The sequence below is a fragment of the Xenophilus azovorans DSM 13620 genome, assembly GCF_000745855.1.
GTDB lineage: Bacteria > Pseudomonadota > Gammaproteobacteria > Burkholderiales > Burkholderiaceae_C > Xenophilus > Xenophilus azovorans.
This window is the reverse complement of record NZ_JQKD01000023.1, coordinates 55,641-72,943: the sequence shown is the minus strand read 5'-3', so window position 1 is coordinate 72,943 and position 17,303 is coordinate 55,641. Positions and strand designations below refer to the sequence as shown.

The 17,303-nt window shown below is 69.5% G+C and carries 16 protein-coding genes; all 16 read left to right on the top strand.

The features are described from left to right. The first annotated feature begins 88 nt into the window (after positions 1–88). The 16 genes from Q392_RS14350 to Q392_RS14275 all read left to right on the top strand — a co-directional run bounded on the left by Q392_RS14350 (position 89) and on the right by Q392_RS14275 (position 17,293). A complete protein-coding gene (locus Q392_RS14350; protein WP_038208784.1) occupies positions 89–4,834 on the top strand; it encodes a glutamate synthase-related protein in 4,746 nt (1,581 codons plus the stop codon). Between the two features lie 26 nt (positions 4,835–4,860). Further along, a complete protein-coding gene (locus Q392_RS14345) occupies positions 4,861–6,339 on the top strand; it encodes a glutamate synthase subunit beta (protein ID WP_038208783.1) in 1,479 nt (492 codons plus the stop codon). Between the two features lie 137 nt (positions 6,340–6,476). Further along, entirely contained in the window at positions 6,477–7,283 is an 807-nt protein-coding gene (locus tag Q392_RS14340) for an ABC transporter ATP-binding protein (RefSeq protein ID WP_038208782.1), read from the top strand. Next, complete coding sequence (gene mlaE / locus Q392_RS14335) at positions 7,280–8,059, top strand: lipid asymmetry maintenance ABC transporter permease subunit MlaE (protein WP_038208781.1); 780 nt, start codon at positions 7,280–7,282, stop codon at positions 8,057–8,059. The genes Q392_RS14340 and mlaE overlap by 4 nt, the downstream gene beginning before the upstream one ends. A 187-nt stretch (positions 8,060–8,246) precedes the next feature. Beyond that, entirely contained in the window at positions 8,247–8,735 is a 489-nt protein-coding gene (mlaD, locus tag Q392_RS14330; RefSeq protein WP_038208780.1) for an outer membrane lipid asymmetry maintenance protein MlaD, read from the top strand. Then, the gene (locus Q392_RS14325) at positions 8,732–9,472 is read left to right on the top strand and encodes an MlaA family lipoprotein (RefSeq protein ID WP_038208777.1); all 741 of its coding nucleotides are present in this window, start codon (positions 8,732–8,734) and stop codon (positions 9,470–9,472) included. Before mlaD ends, Q392_RS14325 begins: the two co-directional genes overlap by 4 nt. 123 nt (positions 9,473–9,595) lie before the next feature. Beyond that, positions 9,596–10,249 carry an MlaC/ttg2D family ABC transporter substrate-binding protein gene (locus tag Q392_RS14320; protein ID WP_038208883.1) on the top strand — a complete coding sequence of 218 codons (654 nt, stop codon included), beginning with the start codon at positions 9,596–9,598 and terminating at the stop codon, positions 10,247–10,249. 28 nt (positions 10,250–10,277) lie between these two features. Next, positions 10,278–10,550 (top strand): STAS domain-containing protein, encoded by a 273-nt coding sequence (locus Q392_RS14315; protein WP_038208880.1) that lies wholly within the window; start codon positions 10,278–10,280, stop codon positions 10,548–10,550. A 62-nt stretch (positions 10,551–10,612) separates the two neighbouring features. Next, positions 10,613–11,545, top strand: coding sequence for an ABC transporter ATP-binding protein (locus tag Q392_RS14310; protein ID WP_038208774.1), 933 nt, complete (start codon positions 10,613–10,615; stop codon positions 11,543–11,545). Continuing rightward, positions 11,542–12,327, top strand: coding sequence for an ABC transporter permease (locus tag Q392_RS14305; protein ID WP_051953477.1), 786 nt, complete (start codon positions 11,542–11,544; stop codon positions 12,325–12,327). Before Q392_RS14310 ends, Q392_RS14305 begins: the two co-directional genes overlap by 4 nt. Positions 12,328–12,447: 120 nt before the next feature. Further along, complete coding sequence (locus Q392_RS14300; protein ID WP_038208771.1) at positions 12,448–12,690, top strand: BolA family protein; 243 nt, start codon at positions 12,448–12,450, stop codon at positions 12,688–12,690. 50 nt (positions 12,691–12,740) lie between these two features. Further along, entirely contained in the window at positions 12,741–14,018 is a 1,278-nt protein-coding gene (murA, locus tag Q392_RS14295) for a UDP-N-acetylglucosamine 1-carboxyvinyltransferase (protein WP_038208768.1), read from the top strand. Beyond that, entirely contained in the window at positions 14,015–14,656 is a 642-nt protein-coding gene (gene hisG, locus Q392_RS14290) for an ATP phosphoribosyltransferase (RefSeq protein WP_038208765.1), read from the top strand. The genes murA and hisG overlap by 4 nt, the downstream gene beginning before the upstream one ends. 4 nt (positions 14,657–14,660) lie before the next feature. After that, entirely contained in the window at positions 14,661–16,052 is a 1,392-nt protein-coding gene (hisD, locus tag Q392_RS14285; RefSeq protein WP_038208762.1) for a histidinol dehydrogenase, read from the top strand. A gap of 51 nt (positions 16,053–16,103) precedes the next feature. Then, positions 16,104–16,940, top strand: a complete 837-nt coding sequence (locus Q392_RS14280; RefSeq protein WP_038208874.1) for a hypothetical protein — start codon at positions 16,104–16,106, stop codon at positions 16,938–16,940. Next, a complete protein-coding gene (locus tag Q392_RS14275; protein WP_038208760.1) occupies positions 16,937–17,293 on the top strand; it encodes a hypothetical protein in 357 nt (118 codons plus the stop codon). Before Q392_RS14280 ends, Q392_RS14275 begins: the two co-directional genes overlap by 4 nt. Positions 17,294–17,303 lie beyond the last annotated feature (10 nt).

The following is a 17,303-nucleotide window of genomic DNA, read 5'->3' as shown; positions in this document are numbered from 1 at the left end:
GGAATCTGACCCCAATTAAAGTGTTTGGCATTGTTTGTGCAGCGCCGTATGCTCCGAATCCCCCGAGAAAACCCTAGGAGAACGTGCCATGACCACGGCAGCCGAAATCGACCACCTTCAGCAACACGGCCTGTACTCGGCAGCCGATGAACACGACGCCTGCGGCGTCGGCTTCGTGGCCCACATCAAGGGCGAGAAGAGCCATGCCATCGTGACCCAGGCGCTGAAGATCCTGGAGAACCTCGATCACCGGGGTGCCGTGGGGGCCGACAAGCTGATGGGCGACGGCGCCGGCATCCTGATCCAGTTGCCGGATGCGCTGTACCGCGAGGAGATGGCCAAGCAGGGCGTGACGCTGCCGCCGCCCGGCGAGTACGGCGTGGGCATGATCTTCCTGCCCAAGGAGCACGCCTCGCGCCTGGCCTGCGAGCAGGAAATGGAGCGCGCCATCAAGGCCGAGGGCCAGGTGCTGCTGGGCTGGCGCGACGTGCCCGTCAACCGCGACATGCCCATGTCGCCCACCGTGCGCAAGACCGAGCCGATCGCGCGCCAGGTCTTCATCGGCCGCGGGGCCGACGTGATCGTGCAGGACGCGCTGGAGCGCAAGCTCTACGTGATCCGCAAGACCGCCAGCGCCAACATCCAGGCGCTCAAGCTCAAGTACTCGAAAGAGTACTACGTGCCCAGCATGTCCAGCCGCACCGTGGTCTACAAGGGCCTGCTGCTGGCCGACCAGGTGGGTACCTACTACCTGGACCTGCAGGACGAGCGCTGCGTCTCGGCGCTGGGCCTGGTGCACCAGCGCTTTTCGACCAACACCTTCCCCGAGTGGCCGCTGGCCCACCCGTACCGCTACGTGGCCCACAACGGCGAGATCAACACCGTCAAGGGCAACTACAACTGGATGAAGGCGCGCGAGGGCGTGATGAGTTCGCCCGTGCTCGGCGCCGATCTGGCCAAGCTCTACCCGATCAGCTTCGCCGGCCAGTCCGACACCGCCACCTTCGACAACTGCCTCGAGCTGCTGACCATGGCCGGCTACCCGATCAGCCAGGCCGTGATGATGATGATCCCGGAGCCCTGGGAACAGCATGCCACCATGGACCCGCGCCGCCGCGCTTTCTACGAATACCACGCGGCCATGCTGGAGCCCTGGGACGGGCCGGCCTCCATCGTCTTCACCGACGGCCGCCAGATCGGCGCCACGCTGGACCGCAACGGCCTGCGCCCCTCGCGCTACTGCGTGACCGACGACGACCTGGTCATCATGGCCTCCGAGTCCGGCGTGCTGCCGGTGCCCGAGGCCAAGATCGTGCGCAAGTGGCGCCTGCAGCCGGGCAGGATGTTCCTCATCGACCTCGACCAGGGCCGCATGATCGACGACGAGGAGGTCAAGGCGACGCTGGCCCACAGCAAGCCCTACAAGCAGTGGATCGAGAACCTGCGCATCCGCCTGGACGACGTGGAGCCGAACGCCAGCGACATCCCGGTATCCGAGCCGGGCACGCTGCTGGACCGCCAGCAGGCCTTCGGCATGACGCAGGAAGACATCCGCTTCCTGATGGCGCCGATGGCCACCAACGGCGAGGAAGGCATCGGCTCGATGGGCAACGACAGCCCGCTGGCCGTGCTCTCGGGCAAGAACAAGCCGCTGTACAACTACTTCAAGCAGCTGTTCGCACAGGTGACCAATCCGCCGATCGACCCGATCCGCGAGGCGATCGTGATGTCGCTGGTGTCCTTCATCGGCCCCAAGCCCAACCTGCTGGACATCAACCAGGTCAACCCGCCGATGCGCCTGGAGGTGAGCCAGCCCATCCTGGACTTCCAGGACATGGGCAAGCTGCGCGAGATCGAGGCGCACACGCAGGGCAAGTTCAAGAGCTACACGCTGGACATCACCTACCCGCTGGCCTGGGGCCACGAGGGGGTGGAGGCCAAGCTCGCGTCGCTGTGCGCCGAGGCGGTGGATGCCATCAAGGGCGGCAAGAACATCCTGATCGTCAGCGACCGCTCGATGAGCAGCACGCAGGTCGCCATCCCGGCGCTGCTGGCGCTGTCGGCCATTCACCAGCACCTGGTGCGCGAGGGCCTGCGCACCGCGGCGGGCCTGGTGGTGGAGACCGGCACCGCGCGCGAGGTGCACCACTTCGCCGTGCTGGCCGGCTACGGCGCCGAGGCCGTGCACCCCTACCTGGCGATGGAAACCCTGGTGGCGATGCACAAGGACCTGCCGGGCGCGCTGTCGGCCGACAAGGCCGTCTACAACTACGTCAAGGCGATCGGCAAGGGCCTGTCGAAGATCATGTCCAAGATGGGCGTGTCGACGTACATGAGCTACTGCGGCGCCCAGCTCTTCGAGGCCATCGGCCTGAACAGCGAGACGGTGGCCAAGTACTTCACCGGCACGGCCAGCCGCGTGGAAGGCATCGGCGTGTTCGAGATCGCGCAGGAAGCGATCCGCATGCACAAGGCCGCCTTCGGCGACGACCCGGTGCTCGCCAACATGCTGGACGCCGGCGGCGAATACGCCTGGCGCACCCGCGGCGAGGACCACATGTGGACGCCCGACGCGATCGCCAAGCTGCAGCACTCCACCCGCGCCAACAACTTCGGCACCTACAAGGAATACGCGCAGATCATCAACGACCAGAGCCGCCGCCACCTGACGCTGCGCGGCCTGTTCGAGTTCAGGTTCGACCCGGCGCAGGCCATCCCGGTCGAGGAGGTCGAGCCGGCCGCCGAGATCGTCAAGCGCTTCGCCACCGGCGCCATGTCGCTGGGCTCGATCAGCACCGAGGCGCACTCCACGCTGGCCATCGCCATGAACCGCATCGGCGGCAAGAGCAATACCGGCGAGGGCGGCGAGGACCCGGCGCGCTACCGCAACGAGCTCAAGGGCATCCCGATCAAGCAAGGGGCCACGCTCAAGAGCGAGATCGGCGCCGAGAACGTCGAGGTGGACCTGCCGCTCGCCGAGGGCGATTCGCTGCGCTCGCGCATCAAGCAGGTGGCCTCGGGCCGCTTCGGCGTCACGGCCGAATACCTGGCCTCGGCCGACCAGGTGCAGATCAAGATGGCGCAGGGCGCCAAGCCCGGCGAGGGCGGCCAGCTGCCCGGCGGCAAGGTCACCGAGTACATCGGCAAGCAGCGCTACTCGGTGCCCGGCGTGGGCCTGATCAGCCCGCCGCCGCACCATGACATCTACTCCATCGAGGACCTGGCGCAGCTCATCCACGACCTGAAGAACGTGGCGCCGCACGCCTCCATCAGCGTCAAGCTGGTGAGCGAAGTGGGCGTGGGCACCATCGCCGCGGGCGTGGCCAAGTGCAAGAGCGACCACGTGGTGATCGCCGGCCACGACGGCGGCACCGGCGCCTCCCCCTGGTCGTCCATCAAGCACGCCGGCAGCCCCTGGGAGATCGGCCTGGCCGAGACCCAGCAGACGCTGGTGCTCAACCGCCTGCGCAGCCGCATCCGCGTGCAGGCCGACGGCCAGATGAAGACCGGCCGCGACGTCGTCATCGGCGCACTGCTGGGCGCCGACGAGTTCGGCTTCGCCACCGCGCCGCTGGTGGTCGAGGGCTGCATCATGATGCGCAAGTGCCACCTCAACACCTGCCCGGTGGGCGTGGCCACGCAGGACCCGGTGCTGCGCAAGAAGTTCGCCGGCCGACCCGAGCACGTCGTCAACTACTTCTTCTTCGTCGCCGAGGAAGTGCGCCAGCTCATGGCGCAGCTGGGCATCCGGAAGTTCGATGACCTGATCGGCCGCTGCGACCTGCTGGACATGAAGAAGGGCATCGAGCACTGGAAGGCGCGCGGGCTGGACTTCTCGCGTCTGTTCGCCCAGCCGCAGGTGCCGGCCGACGTGCCGCGCTTCCACGTCGAGAACCAGGACCACGGCCTGGAGAAGAGCCTGGACCAGCGCCTGATCGAGCGCTCGCGCCCGGCCATCGACAAGGGCGAGAAGGTGCAGTTCATCGAGACGGTGCGCAACGTCAACCGCTCGGTGGGCGCGATGCTCTCCGGCGCGCTGACCAAGGTGCACCCGGAAGGGCTGCCCGACGACTCCATCCGCATCCAGCTCGAGGGCACGGGCGGCCAGTCCTTCGGCGCCTTCCTGGCGCGCGGCATCACGCTGTACCTGATCGGCGAGGCCAACGACTACACCGGCAAGGGCCTCTCGGGCGGCCGCGTGGTGGTGCGCCCCAGCCTGGACTTCCGCGGCGAGGCGGCGAAGAACATCATCGTCGGCAACACGGCGCTGTACGGCGCCACCACCGGCGAGGCCTTCCTGGCCGGCGTGGCGGGCGAGCGCTTCGCGGTGCGGCTGTCGGGCGCCACCGCGGTGGTGGAGGGCACCGGCGACCACGGCTGCGAGTACATGACCGGCGGCACCGTCGCCGTGCTGGGCAAGACCGGTCGCAACTTCGCCGCCGGCATGAGCGGCGGCGTGGCCTACGTGTACGACGAGGACGGCCAGTTCGCCTCGCGCTGCAACATGGCGATGGTGACGCTGGAGAAGGTGCTCACCGCGGCCGAGCAGACAGCCACCGTGCACCGCAAGCACTGGCACGCCGGCGAGACCGACGAGGCACAGCTGCGGCGCCTGCTGGAGTCGCACCACCGCTGGACCGGCAGCAAGCGCGCGCGCGAGCTGCTGGACGACTGGGCGCTGTCCCGCACCCGGTTCGTGAAGGTCTTCCCCAACGAGTACAAGCGCGCCCTGGCGGAGATCCACGACCGCCGCGTCGAGCTGACCAGCAGCGGCAACAACGCGCACGTCGGCCTGGAGCCGCATGCCACGCGCCCGGCCGAAGCCGCCGTCTGAACACCGAGAAAGAACAGGAACGCACGATGGGAAAGATCACCGGCTTCATGGAATACGAGCGCATCGAGGAGGGCTACAAGCCCGTCCCCGAGCGCGTGAAGCACTACAAGGAGTTCGTCGTCGGCCTCGACCAGGAGCAGGCGAAGATCCAGGGCGCGCGCTGCATGGACTGCGGCACGCCGTTCTGCAACAACGGCTGCCCGGTCAACAACGTCATCCCGGACTTCAACGACCTGGTGTACCGGCAGGACTGGGTCAGCGCCATCGAGGTGCTGCACAGCACCAACAACTTCCCGGAGTTCACCGGCCGCATCTGCCCCGCGCCCTGCGAGGCGGCCTGCGTGCTGAACATCAACAACGACCCGATCGGCATCAAGTCGATCGAGCACGCCATCATCGACCGCGCCTGGGAAGAGGGCTGGGTGGTGCCGCGCCCGGCCCGCCACAAGACGGGCAGGAAGGTCGCCGTGGTCGGCGCCGGCCCGGCCGGCATGGCCGCGGCGCAGCAGCTGGCGCGCGCCGGCCATGATGTGACGCTGTTCGAGAAGAACGACCGCGTCGGCGGCCTGCTGCGCTACGGCATCCCCGACTTCAAGATGGAGAAGTCGCACATCGACCGCCGCGTGGAGCAGATGAAGGCCGAAGGCGTGGTGTTCCGCACCGGCGTGGTGGTCGGCGCCGCCAAGGATCCGCTGGGCAAGGGCTCCAAGGTCACCAACCTGGCCAAGGAGACCGTCACGCCCGAGCAGCTCAAGAAGGAGTTCGACGCCGTGCTGCTGACCGGCGGAGCCGAGCAGTCGCGCGACCTGCCGGCGCCGGGCCGCGAACTGGACGGCATCCACTTCGCCATGGAGTTCCTGCCGCAGCAGAACCGCGTCAACGCCGGCGACAAGGTCAAGGGCCAGTTGTCTGCCTCCGGCAAGCACGTCATCGTGATCGGCGGCGGCGACACCGGCTCCGACTGCGTGGGCACCAGCAACCGCCATGGCGCGGCGAGCGTCACCCAGTTCGAGCTGATGCCGATGCCGCCCGAGCAGGAGAACAAGCCGCTGGTGTGGCCCTACTGGCCCTACAAGCTGCGCACCAGCTCCAGCCACGAGGAGGGCTGCGAGCGCGAGTTCGCCATCTCCACCAAGGAGTTCATCGGCGAAAAGGGCAAGGTCACGGGCCTGAAGACGGTGCAGGTGGAGTTCAAGGACGGCAGGTTCGTCGAGGTGCCCGACACCGAGAAGATCTACAAGGCCGACCTGGTGCTGCTGGCGATGGGCTTCGTCAGCCCGGTCGCGCCGGTGCTGGACGCCTTCGGCATCGAGAAGGATGCCCGGGGCAACGCCAAGGCGACGGTGGACTTCACCGGCGGCTACGCGACCAACGTGGAGAAGGTCTTCGCGGCGGGCGACATGCGCCGTGGCCAGTCGCTGGTCGTCTGGGCGATCCGCGAGGGCCGCCAGGCCGCGCGCGCGGTGGACGAGTTCCTGATGGGGTTCAGCGACCTGCCGCGCTGACGTTGCCGCCGCAGAAACGCTCTGTTCCCTTTGAAGGGGCAGGGCGGGCGCCGGCGCTTCCCTTATCATTGCCTCAATGCCCAAGCCGGGATGCCACCAGGTGCCCCGGCTTTTCTGTTGGAAGGAACTTTTCGCCCTTGACTGCGCCGCTGGTCGAATTCCGTGACGTGCACTTCGCCTACAGCGATCGCGCCATCCTCGATGGCGTGTCGTTCAGCGCGCCGCGCGGCAGCGTCACGGCGCTGATGGGCGCCTCCGGCGGCGGCAAGACCACGGTGCTGCGCCTGATCGGCGGCCAGGAGCGCGCGCAGCGCGGCGAGGTGCTGTTCGACGGGCAGGACATCGGGCGCCTCGGCCAGACCGAGCTGTTCGCCGCGCGGCGCCGGATGGGCATGCTGTTCCAGTTCGGGGCCCTCTTCACCGACATGAGCGTGTTCGAGAACGTCGCCTTCCCGCTGCGCGAGCACACCACGCTGCCCGAGGCGCTGGTGCGCGACATCGTGCTGATGAAGCTGGAGGCGGTGGGCCTGCGCAATGCGCGCGCTCTGATGCCCAGCGAAGTCTCCGGCGGCATGGCGCGCCGCGTGGCGCTGGCGCGGGCCATCGCGCTCGACCCGGAGCTGGTCATGTACGACGAGCCCTTCGCCGGGCTGGACCCGATCTCGCTGGGCACCGCCGCGCGGCTGATCCGCCGGCTCAACGATGCGCTGGGCCTGACCAGCATCGTCGTCTCGCACGACCTGGACGAGACCTTCCGCATCGCCGATCACGTCGTCATCCTGGCCAATGGCACGGTGGCGGCGCAGGGCACGCCGCGGCAGGTGCGCGAGAGCACCGACCCGCTGGTGCACCAGTTCGTCAACGCCCTGGCCGACGGGCCGGTGCGCTTCCACCATCCCGGCCCGGCCGTGGAGGAGGATTTCGGACAAGGAGGCCGCGCATGAGCTGGTGGCGGCCCGCCGACGTCGGCTTCGCGGTGCGCAGCAAGCTCGCCGATCTGGGCGTGGGCGCGCGGCTGTTCGTCCAGTTGCTCCGGCTGGCGCCTGCCTGCCTGCGCCGCTTCGGACTGGTGCGCGATCAGGTCCACTTCCTGGGCAACTACTCGCTGGCGATCATTGCCGTCTCGGGCCTGTTCGTCGGCTTCGTGCTGGGGCTGCAGATGTACTACACGCTGCAGCAGTTCGGCTCCGCCGACATCCTGGGCCAGGTGGTCACCCTGGTGCTGGTGCGCGAGCTGGGGCCGGTGGTGGCGGCGCTGCTGTTCGCCGGCCGCGCGGGCACCTCGCTCACCGCCGAGATCGGGCTGATGAAGGCCGGCGAGCAGCTCGCCGCGATGGAGATGATGGCGGTGGACCCGGTGAAGCGGGTGCTGGCGCCGCGCTTCTGGGGCGGCGTCATCACCATGCCGCTGCTGGCGGCGGTGTTCAGCGCCGTGGGCATCGTGGGTGCCTACATCGTGGGCGTGCTGCTGGGCGTCGACGCGGGCACCTTCTGGGGCCGCATGCAAAGCGGCGTCGACGTGTTCAGCGACCTGGGCAACGGCGTCGTCAAGAGCATCGTGTTCGGCATCACCGTGACCTTCGTGGCGCTGCTGGAGGGCTTCGCTGCGCGGGCCACGCCCGAAGGCGTCTCGCGCGCGACCACCCGCACCGTGGTCGTGGCTTCGCTGGCGGTGCTCGGCCTGGATTTCCTGCTGACGGCCATGATGTTCAGTTCATGATGAGACACCCCCAGTCTTCGCGGACTTCGTTCCGCTTCGCCAACCCCCTCAAGGGGGCATACCCGGCGGCCCGGCCAAGCCGGTTCCGTGGGTGTCCCCGCATGACCTGCTCCGCGGCCTCCTGTTCGGCGGCGTTGTATTCGCTGCAGGCGATGCGCAGCGCAGGGGAAAGCTGAAAGGGATTGAAATGCAACGATCGAAGAATGACGTGTGGGTGGGCCTGTTCGTGCTGTTCGGCGCCGCGGCGCTGCTGTTCCTGGCACTGCAGTCGGCCAACCTGCTGAACCTCAGCTTCCAGAAGACCTACCAGGTGACGGCCCGCTTCGACAACATCGGCGGCCTGAAGCCCCAGACCGCCGTGCGCAGTTCCGGCGTGCTGGTCGGCCGTGTGGAATCCATCACCTTCAATGACAAGACTTTCCAGGCCGATGTCCTGATGTCGTTACAGAGTCGTTACAGTTTTCCGAAGGACAGTTCGTTCAAGATCCTGACCAGTGGCCTGCTGGGCGACCAGTACATCGGGATCGAGGCGGGCGCCGGCGAGCAGAACCTCCAGGCAGGCGACGTCGTCACCGACACGCAGTCCGCCGTGGTCCTGGAGAACCTCATCAGCCAGTTCCTCTACAGCAAGGCGGCGGAAGGCAGCAGCACCCCAGGGGCGGGAAACAAGAAATGACGATGAAAGCACGCAGAACGCAGACGGCACGGCGCGCAGGCGCGGCCGTGGCGCTGGGCCTCGCGGCCGGCCTGGCGTTCGCCCAGGCCGAGGCGCCCGGCGAGGCGTCGCCGCGCAACCGCGACCCCCTCGAGTCCTTCAACCGCGGGGTCTACCGCTTCAACGACGGCGTCGACCGGGCCGTCCTGCGTCCGGTGGCCACGGCCTACCAGGACGTGGTGCCGCAGTTCGCGCGCACCGGCGTGACCAACTTCTTCAACAACCTGGGCGACGTCTGGAACCTGGCCAACAACGTGCTGCAGTTCAAGCTGCAGGGCAGCGCCGAGACCTTCATGCGCCTGAACGTCAACACCGTCTTCGGCCTGGGCGGGTTGCTGGACATCGCCTCCGAGGCAGGCATCGAGCGCCACAATGAGGACTTCGGCCAGACGCTGGGCTACTGGGGCGTGCCTTCCGGCCCCTTCCTGATGCTGCCGCTGCTGGGACCGTCGACGGTGCGCGACACCGCGGCCCTGCCGGTGGACTTCCAGGGCGATGCCCTGGGGCACGTGCACGACATCCCGGCCCGCAACTCGCTGAGCGCGCTGCGGGTGGTGGAGCGCCGGGCCGGCCTGCTGCGCGCCACGCGGCTGCTGGACGATGCCGCGCTCGATCCCTATGCCTTCATGCGCGACGCCTACCTGCAGCGGCGCCTCAGCGAGGTGCACGACGGCCAGATACCGGGCGACGAGGAGTAAGGCCCGCGGCTGCACCTCGTTGCATCCCCGGCCGGCGGCGGCGGAACCCCCGCCGATGCATCGGATCACAGGCACGGTGCGAGCACGCAACGACAGAACGCCACAAGGAAGGACCACAGGATGATGAAAAACGCTCTGCTTCGCCGCGACCTGGGCCGGTGGACCGCCGCTGCCGCCCTGGCGCTCAGCGCCTCCACGGGCCTGGTGCGGCCGGCGCTGGCGGCCGACGAGGCGCCCGACGCGCTGGTCAAGCGCCTGTCCACCGAGGTGCTGGACACCATCAAGGCCGACGCCTCCATCAAGGCGGGCGACGTCGGCAGGATCATGCAGCTGGTCGATTCCAAGATCATGCCGAACGTGAATTTCCAGCGCATGACGGCCGCCACCGTCGGTCCGGCCTGGCGCCAGGCCACGCCCGAGCAGAAGCAGCGCCTGCAGGACGAGTTCAAGCAACTGCTGGTCCGTACCTACGCCGGCGCGCTCGACCAGGTGAGCGACCAGACGGTGGTGATCAAGCCCTTCCGCGGCTCGCCCACCGACCAGGAAGTGCTGGTGCGCACCGAGGTGCGCGGCCGCGGCGAGCCGGTGCAGCTCGACTACCGGCTGGAAAAGACGCCTGGCCAGGGCTACGGCTGGAAGGTCTACAACCTGAACGTGATGGGCGTGTGGCTGGTCGACACCTACCGCACGCAGTTCGCGCAGGAGATCAACAGCAAGGGCATCGACGGCCTGATCGCCACCCTGGCGGAGCGCAACAAGTCGGGCGCCAAGTCCTGATCCCGACATGGCCGAGACCGACGCCTTGATGCTGGTGCTGCCCGTGCGTCTGACGCAGGAGGAGGCGCCTGCGTGCATGCGCATGCTGCAGCAGGGCCTGGCGGGCCAGAACAGTTCGTCGGCCGTCGTGGATGCGAGCGCGCTGGCGCAGTTCGACTCCTCGGCGCTGGCGGTGCTGCTCGAGTGCCGCCGCGAGGCCAGCGCCCTGGGCCGGGGCTTCGCCGTCAAGGGCCTGCCGCAGCGGCTGCGCGAACTGGCCACGCTCTACGGCATCGCCGGGCTGCTGCCGGCGGCGCCCTAGGCCGGCTCGCCAAAGCCCCGCGGGCGGCGCGGGGCCAGGGGCTTTCCTACAATCGCGGCCCCATGCCCGCGATCCGCTTCCAGTCGGTCTCCAAGACCTATGCCTTGCCTCACGACCAGGGTGCGTTCCGCGCGCTGGATGATGTCAGCTTCGACATCGAGGAGGGCGAATTCTTCGGCCTGCTCGGCCCCAACGGCGCGGGCAAGACCACGCTGATCAGCATCCTGGCAGGGCTTTCACGGGCCACGGCCGGCCAGGTGAGCGTGCATGGCTTCGACGTGCAGACGCACTTCGCCGACGCCCGCCGCCAGCTCGGCATCGTGCCGCAGGAGCTGGTGTTCGACCCCTTCTTCAACGTGCGCGAGACGCTGCGCATCCAGTCCGGCTACTTCGGCATCGCCCGCAACGACGACTGGATCGACGAGCTGCTGCAGAGCCTGGGCCTGGCCGACAAGGCCGAGGCCAACATGCGCCAGCTCTCCGGCGGCATGAAGCGCCGTGTGCTGGTGGCGCAGGCGCTGGTGCACAAGCCGCCCGTCATCGTGCTGGACGAGCCCACCGCCGGCGTGGACGTGGAACTGCGCCAGACGCTGTGGCAGTTCGTCGCCCGGCTGAACAAGCAGGGCAGCACCGTGCTGCTGACCACCCACTACCTGGAGGAGGCCGAGGCGCTGTGCAACCGCATCGCCATGCTCAAGAGGGGCCGGGTGATCGCGCTGGACCGCACCAGCGAACTGCTCCGGTCGGCGGCCAGCAACGTGCTGCGCTTCAAGACCGACGCCAACCTGCCGTGGTCGCTGGCGCAGCACGCGCGCATCACCGGCCGCGTGGTGCAGTTGCCGGCGCAGGACGCGCGCGAGGTCGAGCAGGTGCTGGCCCAGTTGCGCGAGGCGGGCGTGGCGGTCGAGGACGTGGAGATGCGCAAGGCCGACCTGGAGGACGTGTTCATCGACCTGATGGCCGGCGAGCAGACGCCGCTGGAGGTGAGCCGATGAGCGACGCGACGACCGCACGCTTCGCTCCCCTGGGCTGGCGCGCGCTGCTCTACAAGGAGGTGCTGCGCTTCTGGAAGGTCGCGGCCCAGACCATCGGCGCGCCGGTGCTCACCGCGGTGCTGTACCTGATGGTCTTCGGCCACGTGCTGGAGGACCACGTCAAGGTCTACGGCACGGTCAGCTACACCGCCTTCCTGGTGCCCGGCCTGGTGATGATGAGCGTGCTGCAGAACGCCTTCGCCAACAGCTCGTCCTCGATCATCCAGAGCAAGATCATGGGCAGCCTGGTGTTCGTGCTGCTCACGCCGCTGTCGCACTGGGGCTGGTTCTTCGCCTACGTGGGTTCATCGGTGCTGCGCGGGCTGATCGTGGGGGTGGGCGTGCTGCTGGTCACGCTGTTCTTCGCCGTGCCGCCCTTCGCGCAGCCGCTGTGGATCCTCGTCTTCGCCTTTCTCGGTGCGGCCCTGCTGGGCACGCTGGGCCTGATCGCCGGCCTGTGGGCCGAGAAGTTCGACCAGATGGCGGTGTTCCAGAACTTCCTGATCATGCCCATGACCTTCCTCTCGGGCGTGTTCTATTCCATCCATTCGCTTCCCGCCTTCTGGCAGCAGGTGAGCCACGCGAACCCGTTCTTCTACATGATCGACGGCTTCCGCCACGGCTTCTTCGGCGTCTCCGACGTGTCGCCCTGGATCAGCCTGGGCATCGTCGGCAGCGCCTGGCTGGTGGTGAGCGCGGTGGCCGTGCACCTGCTTCGCATCGGCTACAAGATCCGCGGATGAGATGATCTGCCCTCCAGCTCCGCCCGCCGCTTCGCGGCGTGGGTCGCCACCCCCTGAGGGGGAGGCGCGGCCGGCTTGGGGCGGCCCGGCGCCCGGCCGCATTCGTTCGCTTCGCTCACCATGACCGCCGAAGAACTCCAGTCCATCATCCAGGCCGGCCTGTCCTGCGAGCACATCCAGCTCGAGGGCGACGGGCGCCACTGGTTCGCCACCATTGTCTCGCCCGAGTTCGAGGGCAAGCGCCCGATCCAGCGGCACCAGCGGGTGTACGCCACCCTGGGTGCGAAAATGCACACCGACGAGGTGCATGCGCTGTCGATGAAGACGTACACGCCCGCCGAGTGGGCCCGGCTGCAGGCCTGAACCTCCCCTGACCGGACGGCGGGTGCCGCCGTCCCAAGGACTTTTCTCTGATGGACAAACTCCTCATCCGCGGCGGCCGCCGGCTGGTCGGCGAGGTGCGCATTTCCGGCGCCAAGAACGCAGCCCTGCCCGAGCTGTGCGCCGCCCTGCTGACCGACGAGCCGGTGGTGCTGCACAACGTGCCGCGCCTGCAGGACGTGGCCACCATGCTCAAGCTGGTGCGCAACATGGGCGTCACGGCCGAGCGCGACGACAACGGCACCGTGCGCCTGGACGCCGCCGACCTGACCAACCCCGAGGCCCCCTACGAGTTGGTGAAGACCATGCGCGCCTCGGTGCTGGCGCTGGGCCCGCTGGTGGCGCGCTTCGGCCACGCCAGGGTCTCGCTGCCGGGCGGCTGCGCCATCGGTTCGCGGCCGGTGGACCAGCACATCAAGGGCCTCACGGCGATGGGCGCCGAGATCCGCGTGGAGCACGGCTACATGGTGGCCGGCCTGCAGCCGGGCCTCAAGCGCCTGCGCGGCGCGCGCATCACCACCGACATGGTGACGGTGACGGGCACCGAGAACTTCCTCATGGCCGCGGCGCTGGCCGAGGGCGAGACGATCCTGGAGAACGCCGCGCAGGAGCCCGAGATCCCCGACCTGGCCGAGATGCTCATCAAGATGGGCGCGAAGATCGAAGGCCACGGCACCAGCCGCATCCGCATCCAGGGCGTGGAGCGCCTGCACGGCTGCGAGCACACGGTGGTGGCTGACCGCATCGAGGCCGGCACCTTCCTGTGCGCGGTGGCGGCGGCCGGCGGCAGCGTGCTGCTGCTGGGCGCCCGGGCCGAGCACCTGGATGCGGTGACCGACAAGCTGCGCGACGCCGGCGCCACCGTGGCCGAGGTGCCCGGCGGCCTGCGCATCGAGGCCGCCGGCCGGCTGAAGGCCCAGAGCTTCCGCACCACCGAGTACCCGGGCTTCCCGACCGACATGCAGGCGCAGTTCATGGCGCTGAACGTGATCGCCGAAGGCACCGCCACGGTCGCCGAGACGATCTTCGAGAACCGCTTCATGCACGTCAACGAGCTGCTGCGCCTGGGCGCGCGCATCCAGACCGACGGCAAGGTGGCGGTGATCGAGGGCGTGCCGCAGCTCTCGGGCGCGACGGTGATGGCGACCGACCTGCGCGCCTCCGCCAGCCTGGTCATCGCCGGCCTGGTGGCCGAGGGCGAGACGCTGGTGGACCGCATCTACCACCTGGACCGCGGCTACGACCGCATGGAAGCGAAGCTGCGCGCCCTGGGCGCCGACATCGAACGCGTTCCGGGAGCCCGCGCGTGATCACCCTCGCCTTGTCCAAGGGCCGTATCTTCGAGGAGACGATGCCCCTGCTGGCCGCGGCCGGCATCGAGGTCACCGAAGACCCGGAGAAGTCGCGCAAGCTCATCCTGCCGACCACGCGGCCCGACGTGCGCGTGGTGCTGGTGCGCGCCTCCGACGTGCCCACCTACGTGCAGTACGGCGGCGCCGACCTCGGCGTGACCGGGCTGGACGTGCTGCTCGAACACGGCAACCAGGGCCTGTACCAGCCGCTGGACCTGCGCATCGCCGCCTGCCGCCTGTCGGTGGCGGTGCGCGCCGACTACGACTACGCCAGCGCCGTGAAGCAGGGCGCGCGCCTCGCGGTGGCGACCAAGTACGTCGGCCTGTCGCGCGAGTTCTTCGCCCGCAAGGGCGTGCACGTGGACCTGATCAAGCTCTACGGCAGCATGGAGCTGGCGCCGCTGACCGGCCTGGCCGACGCCATCGTCGACCTCGTGTCCACCGGCAACACGCTCAAGGCCAACCACCTCGTCGAGGTGGAGCGCATCATGGACATCAGCGCCCGCCTGGTCGTCAACCAGGCCGCGCTCAAGCTCAAGCGCGAGCCCATCCGCCGCATCATCGACGCCTTCGCGTCGGCCATCCCGAAAACTTAGCCCCATGAGCCTGAAAGCCGCTCCCGCCCGCCTGTCCACCGCATCGGCCAGCTTCGAGGCCGACTTCAAGGCGCGGCTGCACTGGTCGGCCGACACGGACGCGGCCATCGAGCAGCGTGTCGCGGACATCCTGGCCGACGTGCAGCGGCGCGGCGACGCGGCGGTGCTGGAGTACACCCGCCGCTTCGACGGGCTGGCCGCCGGGTCGATGGCGCAGCTCGAACTGACGCAGGCCGACTTCCGGGCGGCCTTCGAGTCGCTTCCCGCCGCCCAGCGCGATGCCCTGCGCAGCGCAGCCGAGCGGGTGCGCAGCTACCACGAGGCGCAGAAGAAGGCCAGCGGCGAGAGCTGGACGTACCGCGACGCCGACGGCACGCTGCTCGGCCAGAAGGTCACGCCGCTGGACCGCGTCGGCATCTACGTGCCGGGCGGCAAGGCGGCCTATCCGTCGAGCCTGCTGATGAACGCCATCCCCGCCCACGTGGCCGGCGTGCAGGAAATCATCATGGTCGTGCCCACGCCCGCCAAGGGCAGCGTGGCCACCGGCGGCAGCGGTACCGAGCCCGCCGCGCAGGGCGAGCGCAACGTGCTGGTGCTGGCCGCGGCCCACGTCGCCGGCGTCACCCGCGCCTTCACCATCGGCGGCGCCCAGGCCGTGGCGGCGCTGGCCTACGGCACCGCCACCGTGCCGGCGGTCGACAAGATCACCGGCCCCGGCAACGCCTACGTGGCGGCCGCCAAGCGGCGCGTGTTCGGCACCGTGGGCATCGACATGATCGCCGGCCCGAGCGAGATCCTGGTGCTGGCCGACGGCAGCACGCCGCCCGACTGGGTGGCGATGGACCTGTTCAGCCAGGCCGAGCACGACGAGCTGGCGCAGAGCATCCTGCTCAGCCCCGACGCCGCCTACATCGACGCCGTGCAGCGCGAGATCGACCGGCTGCTGCCGGACATGCCGCGCGCGCAGATCATCGCTGCCAGCCTGACGGGCCGCGGCGCGCTGATCCACACCCGCGACATGGAGGAGGCCTGCGCCATCAGCAACCGCATCGCCCCCGAGCACCTGGAGGTGAGCAGCCGCGAGCCGCACAGGTGGGAGCCGCTGCTGCGCCACGCCGGCGCGATCTTCCTGGGCGCCTTCACCAGCGAATCGCTGGGCGACTACTGCGCCGGCCCCAACCACGTGCTGCCCACCAGCGGCACCGCGCGCTTCTCCTCGCCCCTGGGCGTGTACGACTTCCAGAAGCGCAGCAGCCTGATCGAGGTGAGCGAGCAGGGCGCGCAGGCGCTGGGCCCGATCGCCGCCGAACTGGCCTACGGCGAAGGCCTGCAGGCGCATGCGCGGGCGGCCGAGATGCGCCTGGCGCGCAGCGGCGAGGAGCGGCCCGCCTCCTAGGTGCGCGCCAAGCGCGGCGGCGACCCGATCACGACGAAAGGGAGAAAGACCATGACATCGCTTGAGCAACTGCTTCGGTCCGGCCCGGGCCGCCTCGCGGGCTGGCTGGCCGTGGCGCTGGCCGTGCTCGCGGCCGGCTGCAGCACGCAGCCCCGCGAGGCGCCGCCGGCCGCCGCGTCGGCCCGCGCGGCCGAGGCCGCTCCCGCGCCCGCCGCGGCGCGGCTCGGCACGCAATGGGGCGAGGGCCGCGAGTCGCGCGTGCGCAGCGTGGAAGCGCGCCGGCTGAATCCGGAACGCCCGGACGACGTGCTCACCGTCGGCTATGCCGGCGCATCCGGCGTGCGGGCCGCGGTGGGGCGCGATCCGCAGCGCCAGCTCAACGTGCCGCTGGCGCAGGGCGACGTCGAATGGTCGATCCGCGACGAGAACGACCGCCCGCTGCCGCTGCAGCAGGCGCGCGGCGGCGGCACGCTGCAGGTCGCGGGCACGGAGGGTGCGCGCTACGTGCTGGTGCTGCGCAACCTGAGCGACCGCAGCTACGAAGTCGTCGCCACCGTCGACGGGCTGGACGTGCTCAGCGGCCAGCCCGGCAGCCTGAGCCGCGCCGGCTACGTGCTCCAGCCGCAGGGGCTGCTGCGCATCGAGGGTTTCCGCAAGAGCCGGGACGAGGTCGCCGCCTTCCGCTTCGCCGCGCCGGGCCGCGCCTACGCGGCCAACACGCCGGCCGGCGATGCGCGCAACATCGGCGTCATCGGCACCGCGCTGTTCGAGCTGGAGGTGCCGGGGCAGCGGCCCCCGCCGCGCATCGGCGCGGGCAGGTCGCGCGCCTTCCCGGCGGACGAGCCGTCGTCCTTCGCGCCGCCGCCGCGCTACGGGCCGTCCCGATGACATGGCTGCGCCGCGTGCCCTGCATCGTGCTCGCGCTCGGCGCCGCTGCGGCCGCGCAGGCCATGAGCATCCGTGAGATGCGCACCCTGGAGGCCAGCGAGAAGGACGGCAGCGCCTATGCGAGCTACTACCTCGTCGGCGTGCTCGAAGGGCTGCGCGAGGCATCCGATGCAGCGCAGCGGGCGGGCGGCAGGCCGCTCTTCTGCGTCAATGGCCGCCGGCTCGAGCCCGCCATGGCCCGCTCCCTCTACCAGGGCGAACTCGCCCGCCACGCCGACCAGTACGAAGCCGATATGCCCGTGCAGCTGGTGATGTCCGCCGCGCTGCAGAACGCCTACCGCTGCGCCCCCTGAACCCGAACCG